This is a genomic window from Nocardia iowensis (assembly GCF_019222765.1).
Classification (GTDB): Bacteria; Actinomycetota; Actinomycetes; order Mycobacteriales; family Mycobacteriaceae; genus Nocardia; species Nocardia iowensis.
The window spans coordinates 7,548,476-7,561,328 of record NZ_CP078145.1 but is presented as its reverse complement, the minus strand read 5'-3'; the positions used below and the strand labels follow the sequence as shown (position 1 = coordinate 7,561,328).

The 12,853-nt window shown below is 67.6% G+C and carries 12 protein-coding genes; 6 read left to right on the top strand and 6 right to left on the bottom strand.

The window, feature by feature from the left end; genetic code table 11:
- Positions 1–6 precede the first annotated feature (6 nt).
- The 6 genes from KV110_RS34845 (at position 7) to KV110_RS34820 (ending at position 7,750) form a co-directional block, all read left to right on the top strand.
- The gene (locus KV110_RS34845; protein ID WP_218471386.1) at positions 7–1,776 is read left to right on the top strand and encodes a long-chain-acyl-CoA synthetase; all 1,770 of its coding nucleotides are present in this window, start codon (positions 7–9) and stop codon (positions 1,774–1,776) included.
- Positions 1,777–1,900: 124 nt separating this feature from the next.
- Entirely contained in the window at positions 1,901–2,806 is a 906-nt protein-coding gene (folP, locus tag KV110_RS34840; RefSeq protein WP_218471385.1) for a dihydropteroate synthase, read from the top strand.
- Positions 2,803–3,756 (top strand): glucosyl-3-phosphoglycerate synthase, encoded by a 954-nt coding sequence (locus KV110_RS34835; RefSeq protein WP_218471384.1) that lies wholly within the window; start codon positions 2,803–2,805, stop codon positions 3,754–3,756. The genes folP and KV110_RS34835 overlap by 4 nt, the downstream gene beginning before the upstream one ends.
- 279 nt (positions 3,757–4,035) lie before the next feature.
- Positions 4,036–4,503 (top strand): (2Fe-2S)-binding protein, encoded by a 468-nt coding sequence (locus tag KV110_RS34830; RefSeq protein ID WP_218479276.1) that lies wholly within the window; start codon positions 4,036–4,038, stop codon positions 4,501–4,503.
- The gene (locus KV110_RS34825; RefSeq protein WP_218471383.1) at positions 4,500–5,510 is read left to right on the top strand and encodes an FAD binding domain-containing protein; all 1,011 of its coding nucleotides are present in this window, start codon (positions 4,500–4,502) and stop codon (positions 5,508–5,510) included. Before KV110_RS34830 ends, KV110_RS34825 begins: the two co-directional genes overlap by 4 nt.
- Complete coding sequence (locus KV110_RS34820) at positions 5,507–7,750, top strand: xanthine dehydrogenase family protein molybdopterin-binding subunit (protein WP_218471382.1); 2,244 nt, start codon at positions 5,507–5,509, stop codon at positions 7,748–7,750. The genes KV110_RS34825 and KV110_RS34820 overlap by 4 nt, the downstream gene beginning before the upstream one ends.
- A gap of 15 nt (positions 7,751–7,765) precedes the next feature.
- On the opposite strand, the gene KV110_RS34815 is transcribed toward KV110_RS34820, so the two are convergent.
- The 6 genes from KV110_RS34815 to KV110_RS34790 form a co-directional block, all read right to left on the bottom strand.
- A complete protein-coding gene (locus KV110_RS34815) occupies positions 7,766–8,842 on the bottom strand; it encodes an XdhC family protein (protein WP_218479273.1) in 1,077 nt (358 codons plus the stop codon).
- A 129-nt stretch (positions 8,843–8,971) separates the two neighbouring features.
- On the bottom strand, positions 8,972–9,196 hold the full coding sequence (locus KV110_RS34810) for a hypothetical protein (protein ID WP_218471381.1): 225 nt from the start codon (positions 9,194–9,196) through the stop codon (positions 8,972–8,974).
- Between the two features lie 22 nt (positions 9,197–9,218).
- The gene (locus KV110_RS34805) at positions 9,219–9,791 is read right to left on the bottom strand and encodes a hypothetical protein (protein ID WP_218471380.1); all 573 of its coding nucleotides are present in this window, start codon (positions 9,789–9,791) and stop codon (positions 9,219–9,221) included.
- A 149-nt stretch (positions 9,792–9,940) separates the two neighbouring features.
- Positions 9,941–10,798, bottom strand: a complete 858-nt coding sequence (locus tag KV110_RS34800; RefSeq protein WP_218471379.1) for a hypothetical protein — start codon at positions 10,796–10,798, stop codon at positions 9,941–9,943.
- Between the two features lie 82 nt (positions 10,799–10,880).
- Positions 10,881–11,297 carry a Sec-independent protein translocase protein TatB gene (gene tatB / locus KV110_RS34795; RefSeq protein ID WP_218471378.1) on the bottom strand — a complete coding sequence of 139 codons (417 nt, stop codon included), beginning with the start codon at positions 11,295–11,297 and terminating at the stop codon, positions 10,881–10,883.
- A 33-nt stretch (positions 11,298–11,330) separates the two neighbouring features.
- Positions 11,331–12,845: a S1C family serine protease gene (locus KV110_RS34790; protein ID WP_218471377.1), complete on the bottom strand. Its 1,515-nt coding sequence runs from the start codon at positions 12,843–12,845 to the stop codon at positions 11,331–11,333.
- Positions 12,846–12,853 lie beyond the last annotated feature (8 nt).

Below are 12,853 nucleotides of genomic sequence, written 5' to 3'. Positions count from 1 at the left end.
TGAAAAGTGAGTTCAGACGGTCGCTCCACGGTGAGCCTGTTAGACCTGGCCAGAAGCCTCCCGGCGATGGCGCTCGACGCGCCGGGCATGCTGCGCAACGCGGTCGGCATGCTGGTCAAGCCGGACGACAAATCTTCTGTCGGGCTGTACTTTCAGCGCACCGCCCATCGTCATCCGGACCGCCTGTTCCTGCGTTTCGAGGGTGCCGCCTACAGCTATGGCGAGGCCAATGCCGAGGTGAACCGCTACGCGTCGGTGCTCGCCGAGCGTGGTGTGCGGCGCGGCGACGTGGTCGGTGTCCTGATGACCAACCGGCCCGAAACCCTTTTCGTGGTCCTGGCTTCGGCGAAACTCGGCGTCACGGTCGGCCTGCTCAACCACCATCAGCGCGACCAGGTGCTCGCGCACAGTTTCGGCCTGCTGAACAGCGTGCTCAATGTGGTCGGCGAGGAATGCAAGGAGGCATTGGACTCGCTGTCCGAGCCGCCCGCGAATGTGTTGTCCGCCAAGGATCTACACGCCGCCGCCCAGGGTGAGGCCGCCACCGATCCGCCGGTCTGCGCCGAGATCACCGCCAAGGAGCGCGCCTTCCTGATCTTCACCTCCGGCACCACCGGTCTGCCGAAGGCCAGCGTGATGACGCACCTGCGCTGGACCAAAAGCATGGTCGGCCTCGGGGGCCTCGGTATTCGCTTGCGCGGCAACGACACTCTGTACTGCTGCCTGCCGCTGTACCACAACAACGCGCTGACCGTCGCGCTGTCGACCGTGCTGTGCTCCGGTGCCACCTTGGCGCTGGGACGGCATTTCTCGGTGTCCCGCTTCTGGGGCGAGGTGATCCGCGAGCAGGCAACGGCTTTCATCTATATCGGTGAACTGTGCCGTTACCTGCTCAACCAGCCCGAGAAGCCCACCGACCGGCAGCACAGGGTTCGCCTGGCGGTCGGCAACGGGCTGCGCCCGGAACTGTGGGACGAGTTCAAGCAGCGTTTCGGCATCAACCGGATCGTTGAGTTCTACGCTGCCAGCGAGGCCAATATCGCCTTCGTCAACGCGTTCAGCGTCGACCGCACCGCGGGGTTCGGGCCGCTGCCGTACGCGGTGGTGGAATATGACGACGAAACCGGAAAAGCCAAGCGGGACAACAACGGCCGGTTGCGCCGGGTCGGTACCGGCGGTGTCGGACTGCTGCTGGCCAAGGTGACCAGCCGCTCGCCGTTCGACGGCTACACCGACAAAGAGGCCTCCGAGGCGAAGCTGGTGCGCGACGGTTTCAAGAAGGGCGACGTCTGGTTCGACACCGGCGACCTGGTCCGCAACCAGGGCTGGCATCACATCGCGTTCGTGGACCGGCTCGGCGACACCTTCCGCTGGAAGGGCGAGAACGTGGCGACCACCGAGGTCGAAGGCGCGCTCACCCAGTCCGATGCCATTTCCCACGCGGTCGTCTACGGCGTAGCCATTCCCGGCACCGACGGCAAAGCGGGCATGGCCGCCGTGACGCTGAGTCCCGACGCCGAGTTCGACGGCAAGGCCGTCGCCGAGCTGACCTACGACCGGCTACCCGGCTACGCCGTCCCATTGTTCATCCGGGTCGTCGAGGAACTGGAGCAGACCTCCACCTTCAAGAGCCGCAAGGTCGAGCTGCGCAAGCAGGGCTACGCCCCGGACGGCGACGGCACCCTGTACGTTCTCGCGGGCCGTTCCGACGGCTACGTCCCGGCCTACGACGACTACCCCTCCGACGTGGCCGCGGGCCGGGCGCCGAAGAACTGACACCGAACGCACCCCGCACGGCATCGTCACTCCTTCACCAGGAGCCAAAAGGGGTGCACACCCCCAGGACGGATGCGGCTCTCGAGATCGGGTGCGCGGGTCCCGCACCTGGGGGTGGAGATACATGAGTCGGTACAGTCGGGGAGTGCCCAGCCCGACCGTAACGCCCCTGCCAAGCCTGTGTGGCAAGTCGGTGGCGACGGATCGGGCGCTGGTCATGGCGATCGTCAATCGGACTCCCGATTCGTTCTACGACAAGGGTGCGACCTTCACCGACGCCGCCGCCATGGACGCGGTCGCGCGTGCGGTGGACGAGGGAGCCGATCTCGTCGATATCGGCGGGGTCAAGGCGGGCCCGGGCTCGGTGGTCGACGCGGCCGAGGAATCACGACGGGTAATCCCGTTCGTCGCGGCAATTCGCGAAAAGTACCCGGAGCTATTGATCAGCATCGACACCTGGCGGGCCGATGTGGCGCTGGCCGCCGTGCGGGCGGGTGCGGATCTGATCAACGACACCTGGTCGGGCGCCGACCCCGATCTGGTGCGGGTGGCCGCCGAACACGGCGTCGGAATCGTGTGCAGTCACACCGGCGGAGCGGTGCCGCGCACCCGTCCACATCGGGTCCGCTACGCCGACGTGCTGGCCGAAGTGACCGATACCGTGGTGCGCGCGGCCGAGAACGCGGTCGCGGCGGGGGTGCGCAAGGATTCGATTTTGATCGATCCGACCCATGATTTCGGCAAGAACACTTATCACGGGCTGGAGTTGTTGCGCGGAGTGGACGTTCTTGTAAATACCGGGTGGCCAGTCCTGATGGCACTCAGCAACAAGGATTTCATCGGGGAGACTCTAGGTGTCGATCTTTCCGAGCGGTTGGAGGGCACATTGGCAGCAACAGCATGGTCGGCCGCCGCCGGCGCCCGCGTCTTCCGCGTCCACGAAGTCGCCGCGACCCGGCGGGTGGTGGACATGATCGCCGCGATCCAAGGCATCCGGCCCCCAGCACGCACCCTGCGAGGTTTGGTATGAAATTCCACCACCCCCACAGCCGCGAATACAGCCCCGCGTGGGCGACGACAAACACCTGGGACACCCCCGACTGGTCCGTCGACGAACTCGTCGCCGCCAAAGCGGGCCGCACCGTTTCGGTGGTGCTGCCCGCGCTCAACGAGGAAAACACCGTCGCCGACGTGGTCGCCAGCATCCGCCCACTGCTCGGCACCCTGGTCGACGAACTGCTCGTGCTCGATTCCGGCTCGACCGACGCCACCGCCGAGCGGGCCCGTGCCGCGGGCGCCGAGGTGATCAGCCGGGAACAGGCGGTGCCGGAGTTGGACCCGGTGCCGGGCAAGGGTGAGGTGCTGTGGCGCTCGCTGGCCGTCACCAGCGGTGATCTGATCGCCTTCGTCGACTCCGATCTCATCGATCCCGATCCCGCCTTCGTCCCGAAGCTGCTCGGCCCGCTGCTCACCGTCGATGACATGCACCTGGTCAAGGCCTACTACCGCAGGCCGCTGCGGCAGGGCGGTGCGGTGGACGCGCACGGCGGCGGGCGGGTCACCGAGCTCGTCGCCCGGCCGCTGCTCGCCGCGCTGCGCCCCGACCTCTCGGACGTGCTGCAGCCGCTGGGCGGCGAATACGCCGGCACCCGCGAGTTGCTCACTTCGGTACCGTTCGCGCCCGGCTACGGGGTGGAGATCGGGTTGCTGCTCGATACCTACGACCAGCTCGGCCTGTCCGCGATCGGCCAGGTGAACCTGGGGGTGCGCACCCACCGGAACCGCCCGCTGGCGGATCTGGGGGTGATGAGCAGGCAGATTCTCGGCACCGTGCTCGGTCGCAGCGGCGTGCAGGATTCCGGGGCAGCGCTCACCCAGTTCCCGCTGATCGGGGACGCCTTCACCGCGCAGAGCACCGAGGTGTCGCTGGCCGACCGGCCGCCGATGAATACGCTGCGCCCGGCATGGGCGGCTGCCTGATCACAGTCTGACGTGCGAACCCGGGTGCCGCTGGTGCCCGGGTTCGTTGCTGTTCGTCGAAAGCCATGGGCCGACAACGGATGCGATTCGCATATTCGCCAGATAGTGAGCGAGTTTGCTGTCTGGACGCTAGGGTGGAGCTCGGGTCTTACGTTCGCATTCTGTATTCCGAGACGTGCAGCCATTGCGCACTCATGAGCAGGAGATACGTCTATGACTATTGGTGAGCTACCCAAGCAGGACACTCGGCAGCCGGAGTTTGCCGGTCCCGATTACACGCTGGCGACATTGCGCGTCAACGGCCACGTTTTCCCGGTGGCCCTGGAACCACGGGTCAGCCTGCTCGATGCCCTTCGCGAATACCTGCGTCTCACCGGCACCAAGAAGGGGTGTGACCAGGGCGCGTGCGGTGCGTGCACGGTGTGGGTCGACGGCAAGCGCGAATTGTCCTGCCTCACCTTGGCATTGAGCGTGGAGGGACGCGAGGTCACCACCATCGAAGGGGTCGCGGCCGGGGAGGAACTGCACCCGGTGCAGCGCGCCTTCATCAGTTGCGACGGCTTCCAGTGTGGGTATTGCACACCGGGCCAGATCATGTCGGCGATCAAATGCATCGAAGAGGGTCACACCGGCAGCGATGCGGAGATCGCCGAATGGATGAGCGGCAATATCTGCCGCTGCGCCGCCTATCAGAACATCAGGGACGCGATAAAGACCGCGCGCGACGAGATGGGTGAGACCCGATGAAGCCCATCGCCTTTGCCCGCGCCGAGACGGTGGACCAGGCACTAGCCGCGGTGACCGCCCGACCGAATACCGTATTCCTGGCCGGTGGCACCACTTTGGTGGACATGCTGCGGATCGGCGCGATGGAGCCGGACAATGTCGTCGACATCAACCGGCTGCCGCTCACCGACCTGGAGCATCGCCCGGACGGCGGCCTGCGTATCGGCGCGATGGCTCGGATGGGCGACGTGGCCGCCGATCCCGGTGTCGTCGAACGCTTTCCGTTTCTGTCCATCGCCCTGTGGAAGGGCGCGTCCGCGCAGATCCGCAACATGGCCTCGATGGGCGGCAACCTGATGCAGCGGGTGCGGTGTCCACAGTTCCGCGATATCGCGTTCGCCTGCAACAAGCGCGAGCCGGGGAGTGGCTGCGGCGCGCACGAGGGACTGCATCGCGGCAATGCCGTATTGGGTACCAGCGAGCACTGTTTCGCCATGCATCCGTCCGATATGGCGATCCCACTGACCGCACTCGACGCCGTGGTGCACGTGCAGGGCCCGCGCGGTAGCAGGGCCATCGCCTTCGACGACTTCTTCCTCTTGCCCGGTGACACACCGCATCTCGAACATCCGATCACCGCCGACGAACTCATTGTCGGAATCGACGTGCCGCCGTTGCCGTTCGCGGTGAACTCGCACTACCTGAAGGTGCGCGACCGCGAATCCTATGAATTCGCCGCAGCTTCCGCGGCAGTGGCGCTCGATCTGATGGACGGGCAGGTGCGTGATGTCCGCATCGGTCTCGGCGGCGTGGCGACCAAACCGTGGCGCGCCAGAATGGCCGAGGCGTTGCTGATCGGCAAGCCCGCGACGAAGGAGAATTTCGCGGCCGCCGCCGCCACCGAACTCGCGGGCGCCGACGGCAGCCATGCCATGAATCGGTTCAAAATCGAACTGGCGCAACGGACCATGGTGCGCACGCTGGAAATAGTCGCCGACGGGATCGCGCAGCGAGGAGGTCGGAAATGAGCGCTCCAGCCGCTGCCAAGCTCGTCGGTCAGGGACTCGACCGCATCGACGGGCACGCCAAGGTCACCGGTGCCGCCAGGTACACCGCCGAGATCCCGATGCCGAACGCCGCCTACGGCGTCATCGTCGGAGCCGAGATCGGCAACGGCACAGTGACATCCATCGACACCAGTCGCGCATTGCGTGCCGGTGCGGTCGCTGTGCTCACCCACGAAAACTTGCCGCGGGTCCCGTCGGTGCCGCTGATGCCATCCCTGTTCGGCCAACCAGCACCGGGCCAGACCTTCTTTCCCATGCAGGACAACACGATCCACTACTTCGGCCAGCCGATCGCCGTGGTCGTCGCGGACACCTTCGAGGTTGCCCAGCACGCCGCCCGGCTGGTCGAGGCCACCTACGACGCACAGCCCGCGCTGGTGCGGCTGGACGACGGACGCGACGAGCAGTACCTGCCGGACAACATTTTCGCGGGCCAGATCCCCGCGTCCCAATCGCGTGGCGACTTCGCGTCCGCCGCGGCATCAGCCGCGCACACCGTCGATGCGACGTTCCGCTTCGCCGCCAATCACCACAATCCGATCGAATGCTCGGTCACCGCCGCCATGTGGAACGGGGATTCGGTCACCGTCTACGACGCCACCCAGGGCATCGTGGCGAGTCAGCTGACCATCGCGGCGCACCTGGGCATCTCGCCGAGCAAGGTGCGGGTGGTCACCGACTACGTCGGCGGCGGTTTCGGCGCCAAAGCCATGATGTGGCCGCACGTTACGCTCGCCCCGCTGATCGCGCGGGAGCTGGGCAGGCCGGTTCGGGTGATCTTGAATCGCGAGCAGATGTTCTACGGCACCGGATTACGGGAAGAGCAGGAGCAGCGCGTCACCCTGGTCAGTGACGCGGACGGCCGGTTCACCGGCTTGCGGCACCACAAGCTCTCCGTCACTTCGCATTTCGACGACTGGGCGGAACCGTCACTGGAGGTGGCGAGCAAGGCGTACGGAATCCCGCACTGGGACGGGCAGTATCGGCTGATCAAGGGCAACACCATGACGCCGACGTTCATGCGCGGGCCTGGTGAGGCTTCCGGCATGATCGCGCTGGAGTGCGCCATAGACGAACTCGCCGAACAACTCGGCGCGGACCCGGTGGAACTGCGGCTGCGCAATCACTCCGCCGTCGACCCGGAGAGCGGAAACCCGTGGAGCTCCGACGGTTATCTCGAATGCCTCCGGCTGTCCGCGCAGCGTTTCGGCTGGGACCGCCGTAACCAGACCCCCGGATCGCACACCGACGGGAACTGGCTCATCGGCTGGGGCGTCGGCACCGCGGGCTACCCGGTGTACGAACCCGGCCAACCGCAACGGGCACACGCTCGGTTGCGTGCGGACGGCTCACTCGTTGTCCAGACGGGTACCCAGGAATTCGGCACCGGGGTGGCCACGGCTATGTCGCAGGTCGCCTGCGATGCCATGGGCATGCCGTTCGACCGCATCCGGTTCGAGATCGGCAACACCGACTACCCGAACATCGCCGCCACCGTCGGATCGATCGGCGCGAGTGCGGTCAGCTCCGCCGTGCACACCACCTGCACCCAGTTGCTCGCCCAGCTCATCGAGATCGCGGTCGCCGACATCGACTCACCGCTGCGCGGCCGCACGCCCGATGAGATCGAGGGAGTGGACGGCCGACTCCGGCTGATCGAGGACCCTTCGGTCAGCGAGGCCTACGCGGAGGTGCTGGAGCGGAATCATCTCTCGGATATCGAGACGACCGGCAGTTGGCGGCCCGCCACGACGGCGGCGCCGTACGCGAAGATGAGCTTCGGCGCGCAGTTCGCCGAAGTCGCCGTGGACCCGGAGTTGGGCATCATCCGTGTTCGCCGCATGGTCGGCGCCTTCGCACCCGGCCGGGTGCTCAATGCGAAGTTGGCGCGCAGCCAAGTGCTCGGCGGCATGAATTGGGGCCTGTCCCAAGCACTCATGGAGGCCACCCTGCCCGATATCCGCGATGGCCGCTGGGCCAACGCGTCGCTGCTGGAATACCTGTTGCCGGTGAACGCGGACGCTCCCGAGGTCGACATCTCGTTCGTGGAAGTCGATGACACGGTTGTGAACCCGTTGGGCGTCAAGGGCATCGGCGAACTCGGCATGATCGGTGCCGCCGCCGCCATTGTGAACGCCGTCCACCACGCCACCGGCCGCCGCTGCCGCGACATTCCGCTACGGCTCGAACATCTGCTCTGATTCGCCGCGGCGGGCTCAGCGGTGGATGGGCCCGTCGAGCCGATCGAGCGGTCGCGCCGATGCCGAGCCGCGCTCGGCGAGGATCTGCGCGGCGATGGAGATCGCGGTCTCGTCGGGTGTGCGTGCGTTGAGGTCCAGGCCCAGTGGGCTTTTCAGGCGCGCCAGCCGACTCTCGGTGACGCCAGCGGCGCGCAGGCGGTCGGTGCGTTCGGCGTGGGTGCGGCGGGAACCAAGGGCGCCGACGAAGGCGATATCGTCGATGCGCAAGGCCGCCGCGATCGTCGGCACGTCGAACTTGGGGTCGTGGGTGAGCACGCAGACCACGGTGCGGCCGTCGATCCGGCCCGCCTCGTGTTCGGTGCGCAGGTACCGGTGCGGCCAGTCGACCACGACCTCGTGCGCGGACGGGAATCGGGCTGCTGTGGCGAAGGTTTCGCGGGCATCGACGACGGTGACCCGGTAGCCGAGCTGGCGGCCGGTGCGGCTCAGCGCCCGCACGAAATCGTTCGCACCCGCCAGGATCATCCGCGCGGGAGCCGCGAAGACCTGCACGAAAACGCGGGGGCGCGGGGAGGCGTCGGCCTCGCACTCGTCGGCGCCGACCACTCCGCTGTGTCCCGTGGCGAGCAGTGCGCGCGCGTCGCGGTCGACGCCGTGCCACGCGTCGGTATCGCCGTCGCGCACCAGTTTCCATTCCGCGGTCGTGTCCAGTCTGGTGGCCAGCGCGACCGGGGTGCCTGCCTCGATCCGCCGACGCAAGTCCGAAAGGATCGCGAGGTGCTCCGGCCCCACCCGTTCGACGAAGACCTCGATCTCGCCGCCACAGGTCAGCCCGACCGCGATACCGTCGCCGTCGGCGTAGCCGAACCGGTCGGTCACCGCGTGCCCGGTGCTCAGCACCTGCCGCGCCGATTCGACGACCGCGGCCTCCACACAACCGCCCGACAGCGACCCGACGACCTCGCCCGATTCGGTGACGAGCATGGCCGCACCCGGCTCACGCGGTCCGGGGCCGGTGGTATCCACAACTCGCGCCAAGGCCACGGGGCCCTGGTTCGCCAGCGTTGTCAATTGCTCGAGCATGGCGCGCATCAGCACGGTTCCTCTCTCGAGCGGGCTCACCGGGGTACACCGGCTCATATCCAGCCTACCGGGCAACAGTCCGGCAAAGCCCGTAGGCGGACCGGGCCGGAGCGAACGGCTATTCGGCCTGCCTGTCGGTCAGGACTCCTTGGGTGGCTGGGCCGACGCGTGTTCCATTACCGGGTCTATCAGGCGTTCCTCCGATTCGGGGGCCACCGGGGTGTTCTCCTCGGCGAGTCGTGCCTGTAGCGCGGCGACGGTCAGGTGCCGGTGCGAAGCAGTGGGTCTGCGCAGCACGGTGACGATCAGAACCACCAGGCCGACCGCCAATACGGCGCCGCCGACGATGACGAGCGGGTTCATCACTGCCTCCTCGGGAAACGCATCAGTCGATCGTTTCGCGGAGCTCGAAGCCGGGTGGGACCGTGCCGGTGTGGAAGTAGGCGGCGAAGATCTCGGCCGCGGTTTCGGCGGTGAATACCTCGTTCGGATAGATCCAGGGCGTCGGCATGTTCTCCGGAACCTGGACGCAGATGGCGGGCTCGCCGTCCCAGCTGCCCGCACGACCGACGGTGTGCAGGCGGGTGCTGCCGTCGACGGTGGTGCGGAGTTCGAGGACCAACGCGTCCGCCGATCCGGTGCACCGCAGATAGTTCTGTCCGGGGGCGGAACTGACCGCGGGGGTGATGTCGGCGGGGCGCATGGGCGCGGGCAGCCGGGTCAGTTGGATCGAGTAGCGGTGGTGGCCGTCCAGCCTGCGTAGCGGTCGCAGGAAGTTATCGATGGTCTCGCCTGCGCCGATGAACAGCTTCAGCCGGTCGCTGTAGGTGACCCGATGGGTCGTGATGATCGGATCGGCCGCGTCGATCACGGCGGCCTGTCCTGGCTCGAGCGGCTTCGGCCGCACCGTACGGACCGTGGGCGCGGAACTCGCCGCCATCGAACGTGGAACACTCATCTGAGCTCACCTATCAACGCTTAGTTATCTTCTAGCTATCCAAGCATCGCATCGGGATTTCCCGAAGGGAAGGGCAGAGTGACCTGCGCCACATTACTCGTGTGGCGATCATTGTCGGCACCAGGTCGCGCGGTGGCTGCCAGCGGAATTCAGCGACGCGAACCCGGTGCGGGCACCCGCATTTCGGGGTCGTGCCGATAGACCGGCGTGAGCAACTCGGCTTCCAGCGGCTCACCGGTCGCGCGGTCGAATCGGCAGGCGACCAGCACCGAGAACAGGTGCGTGCCCGCCCGTTCGTGCAGGGTGGCCAGCCGGGTGGCGAGCAACCGGATAGCACCGAGCGAGCCGGGCGGGTGCATGCCGTCGATCATCAGCACCGTGCCGCGCCCGTCCGGACGCGGTAGTCGCGCCAGATAGGCGATGTCGTGCGGATCGGGTCCGCCCGGGCGATAGACCCGGCGCGCGGCCCGATCCTCGATGCCACGCCTGGCGTCACCCGCCCTGGCCACCGCGCGCCGCAGCCGCGGATCGGCGGCGAGCAGCTGACGCAGGCTCGGCGAGAGTTCCGGGCCGCCGAGCACGATCACGCCGTCCCGGTTCAGGTCGACCGGCCGTCCCGGCAGGAAGTGCTCGATCGAGGCGGTGAAGCCGAGTTCGCGCAGCAACTCGACGAGGCGATGCGGCGCCGCCGGATCCGGCGCGCCGATCACCCGGCCCGCCCGCACCTCCGGCACCAGCACGGTGAGCGTCCCGTGCCCGAAGAACAAGCCCTCCGGTGCGGGGCCCTGGGTGCTCACCTGATGGATCCGAGCGCGGGAAAGCCCGGCTGCCGCACCGATTCTGGCGAAGGTCCAGCCTTCGGCGTGTAGCTCGCGGATCACCGCGCGACGGATCCTGGTGAGTTCGTTGATGGTCTGCTGGGCCGCCGCCACCCCATCGGTGGCCGCCTTCAGTCGCTCGACCTTGTCTTCGATCGCGAAAACTCGCGCCACGTCATCGGCCGACATGTGCGAAGTCTAGACAGCTGGACAGGCCATGGTGTCTAGTTCGCTTGACACCGAGCCCTTCTCGTGACTCGTTCGCGCCAGCTCACGTAGCGTCGGTGTCGATCGGTGGACGTTCGTTGCGCTCCAGCGGTTTTTCCAATTTGGGCATCGGATAGTCCGGCATTCCGCTGTTCGTGCCGTAGAGATCCTTCTTGTCCGGCAGCGCGTCCTCCATGTTGCGGAAGATCGAATCGTCGCCGTTGAGAAGGTGTTTGGTCACCATCGAGCGCGGGGTCATGCCGCGCAGCTCGTTCAGGTCGGCCAGCGGCTTGCGGAAATCCTCGAACTCCGGGCCGAGCTCGTCCTTCAGCTGTGCGGTCGCGCCGCTGGCGTAGTCGCGCACCTGACGCAGGCTGCGCGTGGTCCAGCGAACCGCGCCGGGCAGTCGCTCCGGTCCGAGGATCACGAGGGCGGCGACGAGCAAGATCATCATCTCGCTCCAGCCGATGTTGCTGAACACGGATCCAGGCTACCCGGCCATTCGACCAGCGGCTCAGTCGGATTCCAGCGTGACGGACACGTCCACCTGCCTGCCGTCGCGGATCAATACCACGTTCACCGTCTCGCCGATCCGGCGTGACTGCACCGCGACCACGAGTTCGTCCGGACCGGTCACCTCGCGATCGCCCACCTTCACGATCACGTCCTTCTCGACGATCCCGGCCCTGGCAGCGGGCCCGCCCGGCGCGACGTCGGCCACCTCGGCGCCACTCATCTGCTCGTTCGCGACCACCTTGCTGCGCAGGCTGACGCCGAGTGTCGGGTGGTGGATCTTGCCGTCGCGGATCAGCGTCTGCGCCACCTCGGTGGCCCGGTCCACCGGGATGGCGAAGCCGAGGCCGACCGAGCCGCCGGTCTCGCTGCGGATCGCGGTGTTGATGCCGATGAGCCTGCCCTCCATGTCCACCAGCGCGCCACCGGAGTTACCCGGGTTGATCGAGGCGTCGGTCTGCACCGCGTCGATCACCGCGTTGGTATCGCTGCCTTCGCCCTGCAGTTTCACCGGGCGGTGCAGCGCGCTGACGATGCCGGAGGTCACCGTCTTGCTCAGGCCGAGCGGGGAGCCGATGGCCAGCACTTCGTCGCCGACCTGGACGTCGTTGGACTTACCGAGCTTGGCGACGGTGAGGTTCTTCACGTCGACCTTGAGCACGGCTAGATCGGACTTCGGATCGCGCCCGACGATATTGGCGGGCACGCGGGTGCCGTCGGAGAACTGGACCTGGATGGCGGCCTTGTTGGTCTTGTCCTGCGCGGCCATCGAGACCACGTGGTTGTTGGTCGCGATGTAGCCAGCGCCGTCGATCACCACGCCGGAGCCGGTGGCGCCGTTCTCGCCGACGGTGACCCGGATGGACACGACGGCGGGCAGCACCGCGTTGGCGACCTTGGCGATCTGGCTGTGCGGCTGTTCGGGGTCGGCGGCCTGCTCCAGCGTGACTTTGCGGGAGGTGAGCGTGGAGGCCTGCTCGGCGGTCAGTCGGCCGACCAGGCCGCCGAGCACGCCGATGGCGAGGGCGACGACCGCGAGCAGGGCAAGGGCCTTGGGGGCGACGCGGGAACCGAACAGGACCTCGCGGGCGCTCAGGCGCTGCGCCTGCGGCAGCGGCTCGGATTTCGGCGTCGGTACCGCGGGCGCGCCGAGCCGTGCGGCGGAGGTCGGGTCGCGCCACGGGTCGACGGGGCCTGCCGCGGGCGCGGTGTCGTCGGCGGCGTCCGGGTCGCGCTGCAAGAGTTCGGTGGAACCTGCCGGGCGTCCGAACGCCTCGGCGAGCACCGCGTCCGGCGGGCGGTTCTGCACGTCCTGGCTCGCGGCCTGCGCGGAGCTACGGGGGAGCGGCTCGGCGAACGATCCGGACAGACCGGTGGGCCTGCGGAAGGCACGGGCGGTGTGGGTGTCGACATGGGGTCGGTAGACCGGGCGCGGCCCCAGGACGGGCGCGTCCGGCGGCCGCAGGTTCCCCCTGTCGGCCGCTGTGCCTTTGGATCCCTCGCTACGCTCAGTCACGCGGGAAA